Origin of the sequence: Pseudomonas sp. (assembly GCF_050739995.1) — a bacterium.
Taxonomy (GTDB): domain Bacteria; phylum Pseudomonadota; class Gammaproteobacteria; order Pseudomonadales; family Pseudomonadaceae; genus Aquipseudomonas.
The window spans coordinates 1-8,572 of the sequence record NZ_JBOICG010000166.1 but is presented as its reverse complement, the minus strand read 5'-3'; the positions used below and the strand labels follow the sequence as shown (position 1 = coordinate 8,572).

The following is an 8,572-nucleotide window of genomic DNA, read 5'->3' as shown; positions in this document are numbered from 1 at the left end:
ACCACCACGGTTTCGCCGACGCTGTCCTGCTCGCGCAGGCGCGCTTCGATTTCGCCCAGTTCGATGCGGAAGCCACGGATCTTCACCTGATGGTCGACACGACCCAGGTAATCCACCACACCGTCCGGGCGGCCACGGGTCAGGTCGCCGCTGCGATACACACGGCTGCCAGGCTTGCCGAACGGGTCCGGCACAAAACGCTCGGCGGTCAATGCCGGGCGCTCCAGATAACCTCGGGCTACACCCTCGCCGCCCAGGTACAACTCGCCGGCCACGCCGATGGGTTGCAGGTTCAATTGTGAATCGAGCACGTAGCCGCTGCGGTTGCCCAACAACGTGCCAATCGGCGCGTAGACCGCACCGCACGGGTCGCCCTTGCGCGCCTTCCACAACAACGGCGTGACCACAGTTTCGGTCGGGCCGTAGCCGTTGAACAGGTAGGTCGGACGCAAAGCTCGCCACGCCAGGTCATAGCTGGCCTGGGCGACGGCATCACCGCCGAAGCAGTACACACGCACCGCCGGTGGGTTGCCATCGCGTTCGGCATGCTCGGCCAGTTGTTGCAGGTACACCGGCGGGAACACTGCCATGGTCACGTTGTGGCGATGCATCTGCTCGTAGGTGTACTCGGGCAACCACAGGCTGTCGTCGCGGATCAACACGCTGGCGCCGTTGATCAGCGGGTGCATCCAGCCCTCATGGGAACCATCGAAAGCGAAGGACATGAAGTGCAGTTCGCAGTCGGACGGCGACGTTTCATAGCGCTCGCCCGTGGCAATGATGTGCGCCACCAACGGACCATGGGACACCGCCACCCCTTTGGGCAGGCCGGTGGAACCGGAGGTGTAGATCACGTACGCCAGGTTGTCGCCTTCTAGCGCAACGTCCGGCGCACTGTCGCTGTAATCGGACCACGCCTGCACATCATCGACCGCCAAGGCTTGCAAACCCTCGGGAATCGGCAGCCGCTGGTGCACTGACGAATGGGTCAGCAGCAGTTGAGAACGACTGTCCTGCATCATGTACAGCAGGCGATCACGTGGGTATTCCACATCCAGCGGCACGTACACGCCACCCGCTTTGAGCACCGCAAGGAACGCCACCATGATCTCGGCACTGCGCGGCATGGCGATGGCCACGCGCACTTCCGGGCCAACGCCACGGGCGATCAGCGTGTGGGCCAGGCGGTTGGCCTGGCGATCGAGTTCACCGTAACTCAGCGTTTGCGCGTCAAACTTCACCGCCACCGCGTCGGGATTCTCCCGCGCGCGGTCAGCGAACAGCTCGTGCACCAGGCGTTGGGCCGAGAAGCCTGAGTCGGTGCGATTCCACAGTTGCAGAATCTGCTGTTGCTCAGCGTGATCCAACAGATTCAACTGGCTGATGGGCTGCTGCGGATCGGCAACCATTGCCTGCAACAGGTTTTGCCAGTGCCCGGCCATACGCTCGATGGTGGCCGGGGCAAACAGGTCCGTGGCGTAACTCAGGGAGGCGCGCAGCGTCTGGCGGCTCTCCTCCACGTCCAGCGCCAGGTCGAACTGCGCGACGCCTTCATCCCAGCTCAAGACCTCGACGTGCAGGTCGGTCAATCGGTGCAGATGGCTGTCGACCGAGGTGACGCGGTGGTTGAACAACACCTGGAACAACGGGCTCAGGCTCATGCTGCGCTCCGGTTGCAGCGCCTCCACCAATTGTTCGAACGGCAGGTCTTGATGAGCCTGGGCTTGCAGTGAACGTTGACGGACTTGGCCGAGCAATTGCGCCACGCTCATCTGCCCGTTGATATCGGCCTTGAGCACTTGGGTGTTGACGAAGAAGCCGATCAACCCCTCGGTTTCCAGGCGGTTGCGGTTGGCGATGGGCACGCCGACACGCACGTCTTCCTGGCCGCTGTAGCGGTGCAGCAGCGCCTGGTAGGACGCCAGCAGCACCATCGGCAGCGTCACCCCGGCGTTTTGCGCCAGCGTACGCAGCCCGGCCAATAAGCCAGGCGCCAGCTCGATGCCCAAGCGTGCGCCGCGATGGCTTGGCAGCGCCGGCCGCTGGTGGTCGAACGGCAATTCCAGCACCGGTTGTTCACCGCCCAATTGCTCGCGCCAGTAAGCCAGTTGACGCGCCTTCTCTCCGGCTTCCATCCAGTTACGTTGCCACACGGCATAGTCGGCGTACTGGATCGGCAACGCCGGCAGGTTCGGCAACTCACCGTGGCTGAAAGCGGCGTACATCTGCACCAGCTCCTCGACCATCAGTTGCATCGACCAACCATCGGAGACGATATGGTGCTGCACCAGCACCAGCACATGATCATCCTCAGCCAGGCGCAGCAGCGTGACCCGCAGCAACGGCCCACGCAGCAAGTCGAACGGACGCGCTACCTCGTCGGCCACCCGGGCTTTGAGGTCCGCGTATTCCGTGTCGGCCTGGGCGATGTCGATCACGCCATTCTCTTCAATCACCTGCACCGTGCCGCTGGTGTCCTGGCGCAAATGGGTGCGCAGGCTTTCGTGGCGCGCCAGCAAGGTATCGAAGCTGCGCTGCAGTGCGCCCAGGTCCAGCGGCCCGTGCAGACGCAAAGCGCTGGGGATGTGGTACGCCGCGCTGTGTGGGTCCAGTTGCCAGAGGAACCATTGACGTTCCTGGGCATAGGACAGCGGCAAGGGTTGCGTGCGGTCGACCTTGAGCAGCACGGGCGCAGTCACGCCCTCCTCACCCAACGCCCGCACGAAGTCACCCAGCAACGGTTGTTCGAACAGGGTCTTGAGTGCGACTTCCAGCGCCAGCGCCTGACGCACCCGCGACACTACCCGCGTGGCCAGCAACGAATGCCCGCCCAGTTCGAAGAAGTGATCGTCGAGGCCGACTTGCGCTACTTCCAGCACCTCGGCCCAGATCGCCGCGACCTGTTGCTGCCGTGGGCTGACCGGAGCTACAGAGTGTTTGAGCGATAGACTCGCGTCGGGCTTGGGCAGTGCCTTGCGGTCGAGCTTACCGTTGGGCGTCAAGGGCAGGCTGTCGAGGAACAGCAGGTGCGACGGCACCATGTAGTCCGGCAGGCGCTCGCGCAAGGCGGCTTTGTACGCGTCCTGGGTGTCGGGCGCCGCGCTGACCAGGTAGGCGATCAAGCGGTCGTTGTCGGCCAATACCACGGCTTCACGCACGCCCTGGTGTTCGCGCAGGCAGGCTTCGATCTCGCCGAGTTCGATGCGGAAACCACGCACCTTGACCTGGTGGTCGACCCGGCCGATGTACTCCACCACGCCGTCGGCGTGGTAACGGGCCAGGTCGCCGGTGCGGTACAGGCGTTCGCCCGGCGCGCCGAAGGGGTTGGGCACGAAGCGCTCTGCAGTGAGCGCAGGTCGTGCGTGATAACCCCGCGCCAAGCCAACGCCTCCGATCAGCAACTCACCCGACGCACCTTGCGGGCATGGGGTGAGCCCGGCATTGAGGATGAACAGTGACGTGTTGGCGATGGGTCGCCCGACAAAAGGCTGCGCGTCAACCAAACGATAGGCGGCGGACCAGATGGTGGTTTCCGTCGGGCCATAGAGGTTCCACACCGGCCCTTGCAGGTCGAGCAGGCGCTGGGCCAGATCGGCCGGCAGCGCCTCGCCGCCACACAGGCATTGGATGCCATGCAGCAGCTCGGCGCGCGGGCTGTCGAGCAGCATGCGCCAGGTCGACGGCGTGGCTTGCAGCACGCTGGCGGAGTGTTGGTGAGCCAGATCGAGAATGGCTTCCGGGTCGAGCGCCATTTCCTGGCCACTCAACAACACCGTGGCACCGACCGTCAGCGGTACGTAGAGCTCCAGGGCGAAGATGTCGAACGAGAACGTGGTCAGCGACAGCACCCGTGCATCCGCACCAATGTGCAGGGTGGCGGCCATGCCGCTGGTGAAACTGCACAGCGCCTGATGCCGCACCATCACACCTTTGGGCTTGCCGGTGGAGCCGGAGGTGTAGATCACGTAGGCCAGGTGTTCTGGTGTGACGTTGACCTGCGGGTTGTGCTCAGCGCCTTCGGCGTCCTCTACCAGCAGTACAGTCAGACCTTGCGGTTGCGCCAGTTGCCCCAGCAGGTGTGGCTGGGTCAACAGCACCCGGGCACGACTGTCTTCGAGCATGAAGGCCAGTCGGTCCGCCGGGAACTGCGGGTCCAGCGGCACATAAGCGCCACCGGCCTTGAGCGTGGCCAACAGGCTGACGACCATGTCCGCCGAACGCTCAACATGCACCGCCACCAGCACATCCGGGCCGACGCCAGCGGCGATCAAGCGGTGAGCCAAGCGATTGGCACGCCGGTTGAGTTCGCCATAGCTCAGGGCCTGGTCATTGAATTGCACAGCGACCACGTCTGGCTGGGCCAACGCTTGGGCTTCGAACAGTTGATGGACGCAATGCTCACGCGGGTAAGCGGTATCGCTGCGGTTCCAATCGTTCACCCACTGCTGCCATTGCGGCGCGCTGAGCATCGGCAGTTCATCCAGCGCCAGGGACGCATCACACACCACGGCGCGCAGCAAATTCTGCCAATGCTGGCCCATACGTTCCACAGTCGCCGGCTCAAACAGGTCAGTGGCGTAGGTCAGTGCAGCCCACAGGCCATCTGCCGACTCTTCGGTCTCCAGGTTCAGGTCGAATTGGGTGGTGTGCGCCGCCCAGTCCACCGGCTGCAGGTCCAGGCCGGGCACCTGCACCTGGCCTGGACGCAGGCTGTCCTGATGGTTGAACATCACTTGGAACAGCGGGTTATGGCTGAGGCTGCGCTCCGGTTGCAGCGCTTCCACCAACTGTTCGAACGGCAGGTCTTGATGGGCCTGGGCCTCCAGGGCGCGGCGTTTGACCTGAGCCAGCAACTGATCGAACGTCATGTGCCCGCTGAGGTCGGCTTGCAGCACTTGGGTATTGACGAAGAAGCCAATCAGCCGTTCGGTTTCCAGGCGATTGCGGTTGGCAATCGGCACCCCGACACGAATCTGCGACTGCCCACTGTAGCGATGCAGCAGGGTCTGGAACGACGCCAGCAGCAACATGAACAAGGTCACGTCCTGGCGCTGGGCCAAGGCCTTGAGTTCGGCCACCAACGCGGCATCCAGATGAAGGTTGTGGCGTGCGCCGCAATGGCTTTGCTGCGCAGGACGTGGATGGTCCAGGGGCAGCTCCAGCACGCTATGTTCAGTGCCCAGGCGCCCACACCAGTAATCGAGCTGGCGTTGTTTTTCCCCGGCCGCCATCCAGCCACGCTGCCACACGGCATAGTCGGCGTACTGCAGCGGCAGCGCCGGCAATTGAGCGTGGCCCTGATAGAGCGCCACCAGTTCGTCGACCATGACCTGCATCGACCAGCCGTCGGAGATGATGTGATGCTGGGTGATCACCAGCACTTGGTGATCAGCCGCGACGGCCAGCAGATTGACGCGCATCAGCGGGCCGTTGCGCAGGTCGAACGGACGCTGGATGGCTTGGGATACCGCGTGCTCAATGTTCGAAGCGTCGACCGACTGATGCTCGATAGCAATCGACAGGCTTGGGTGAATCACCTGCCAGGCCTGCTCGCCCTCTTCCACAAAGGTAGTGCGCAACGGCTCATGGCGTTGCATCAGCGCTTGAAAAGCCAGCTCCAACGCGGCGATGTCCAGCGAGCCACGCAGATGCAAGGCGCTGGGCACGTGGTAAGCGGCGCTGCTTGGGTCCAGTTGCCAGAGGAACCATTGGCGCTCCTGGGCAAAGGACAACGCCAGCGGCTGGTTACGCTCCACGGCCACCAGCGGAGGTGTGGTGTCGGCCTGCAGCCCCGCGCAGGCTGCTGCGAACGCTTCGAGGGTCGGCTGTTCGAAAAGCGTGCGCAGTGGCACTTCCAGCGACAGTGCATGGCGCACCCGGGAAATGACTTGGGTGGCCAGCAACGAATGGCCGCCACGCTCGAAGAAGTGGTCGTTCAGCCCCACCTGCTCGACCTGCAACACGGCTTGCCAGATGGCCGCCAGTTGAATTTGCAGGACGCTGTGAGGTGCCACGTAGGCGTGTTGCGTCAGGTTCAGGTTCGGCGTCGGCAGTGCGCGGCGGTCGAGTTTGCCGTTGTTGTTCAGGGGCAAGGCATCCAGTACCTGCCAATGGGCCGGCACCATGTAATCCGGCAGGGATTGACGCAGGGTGTTCGCCAGGGCCTGGGTATCTAGCCTCTGGTCCTGGGCGGCGACGACATACGCCACCAATTGCGCCCCCGTTGCGCTCGGCTGGGCGATCACCGCTGCTTCGCGCACTGGGGCCAGGGCTTGCAGGCTGGCTTCGATTTCGCCGATTTCGATACGGAAACCGCGAATCTTCACTTGATGGTCGATGCGCCCGACGTATTCCAGGGCACCCGCTGCGTTGTAGCGGGCCAGGTCGCCGCTACGATAAAGCCGTGCACCGGGCATGGAGGAAAACGGGTCCGGCAGGAAGCGTTCGGCGGTCAGTGCCGGGCGATCAAAGTAACCCTGGGCCAGGCCGGCTTCGGCGCCGATGCACAGCTCGCCGACGCCATCGGTGGCCAGCAATTCAAAACCACTGTCGAGCACATACAGCGAACGGCCCTCAATCGCCTGCCCAATCGGCACACCGAACGCATCGCTGGCGTCGACCAGTTGGCAGTCGTGCACGCTGGAGACCACAGTGGCTTCAGTCGGCCCGTAGGTGTTGACCAGGCGCACGCCGCCCAACCCCGCAGCGTGCCAGGCGCGCAGGCCTTCCACCGACATGGCTTCACCGCCCACATGCACCTGGCGCAGGTTGCCCAAGGAACGACGGTCGACGGCGCATTCCTTGGCGAGCAAGTACCAGTAGGCCGCCGGCAAGTCAGCCAGGGTCACGCCCTGCTCGACGATTTCCCGGGCCAGTTGCCCGGCATCCCACAGTTCATCGCCGCGCATGATCAGCGCCGCGCCCACGCACAGCGGCGGGTAGCACTGCTCGACGAAGCCGTCGAAGCTGAAGGTCGCGAATTGCAGCACGCGATCCTCGGCAGTCAGGCGGCTGTAGCCTTCGGCACTGTCGCAGAATTGGCCGAGGGCACCGTGGTCGATGGCCACGCCTTTTGGCTGGCCGGTGGAGCCGGAGGTGTAGATCACGTAGGCCAGATCGGCCGCCGTCGCCCGGTTGAGTGGAGGGCTCACGGGGTAGCCGGCCAGTTCATCGCCACTTGCGCTGAAGTCCACGCGGGTCAGCCCTTGGGGCAGCGACAGGTCGTTCAGCAAGCCGGTTTCGCTGAGCAACAGATCCAGGCGACTGTCGGCCAGCATGTAGGCCAGGCGTTCGGCCGGATAGTTCGGGTCTAGCGGCACGTAGGCCGCGCCGCTCTTGAGCACCGCCAGCAGGCTGACGATCAGTTGCGGGCCACGCCGGGCGGCCAGGCCCACGCGCTGGCTGGGGCCTGCGCCCAGTTCCAGCAGGCGATGAGCCAGGCGGTTGGCGCGTTCGTTGAGCTGGGCATAGCTCAACCGCACACTGCCTGCCTGTACCGCCAAGGCATCGGGTGTGGCGTGGGCTTGAGCGGCGATACGCTCATGGACCAGCGTGCGACGTTGAGCCGTCGCCGCGGATTGACTGAGAGCAAGCACGCGGTGCTGCGCGGTTTCATCCAGCAGTTGCAGATTGCCAAGCGGCGCACGGGCGTCGGCCATCATTTGCAGCAACAGGTGCTGCAGGTTGGCGCTCAATTGCGCGACCTGCTGCTCGCTGAAACGGCTACGGTCGTAACTGAACTCCAGGCGCAGGCTGGCGCCCAGTTCAATGCCCAGGGTCAGCGGATAGTGGGTGCGTTCATGGTTGTGCAATTTGCCGAAACCCAGGCCGGCAGGTGCACCTTGTTTCAGCGCTTCGGCCACCGGGAAGTTTTCAAACACCAGCAAGGTGTCGAACAGTGCGGTGCCTTGTTGACCGGCCCAACCCTGGATGTCGTAAAGCGGCACATGCTCGTGATCACGCAGGCTGAGGTTCAGGGCTTGCAGTTCATCGAGCCAGTCGGCCACCGGCTGGGCCGGCGAGGCCGCGCTGATGATCGGCAAGGTGTTGATGAACAGGCCCAGTTGCTGCTCGATCCCTGGCAACGGCGCCGACCGCCCGGCCACAGTGGCGCCGAAAGCCACGCACGCCTGGCCGGTGTAGCGTTGCAGCAGGAGGCTCCAGGCCCCTTGCAACAGGGTGTTGAGGGTGACTTTGTGTTGACGGGCGCAGGCGCCTAGACGCTGGGTGAACGCTGCGCCGAGGGCCACATGATGGTCAGCCATGCCCAGGCCGTCGGCCGGTGCACGCAGCGCATCCGCCAACAGAGTGGGCGTTTGCAAAGACGCCAAGGCCGCCTTCCAGAAACCTTCGCCCGACACCTGCTGTTGCAGCCAGCCCAGGTAATCACGGAACTGGCCCATCGGCGCTGGCAGTGCGTGGCCCGCATAGTGGGCGATGACTTCGCTGAGCAACTGCGCGTTGCTCCAGCCGTCCATGAGGATGTGATGACTGGTGAAGATCAGGTGCCAGGTCGTACCCGCACCGCGTACCAGCATCAGGCGAAACAACGGCGCGCTGTTCAGCTCAAAAC

At 64.1% G+C, this 8,572-nt stretch carries 1 protein-coding gene; it reads right to left on the bottom strand.

Annotation, left to right across the window (positions count from 1 at the left end):
• Positions 1-8,572 (bottom strand): amino acid adenylation domain-containing protein (locus tag ACRESD_RS05880; RefSeq protein ID WP_431750067.1); only part of this gene is annotated, 8,572 nt, incomplete at both ends.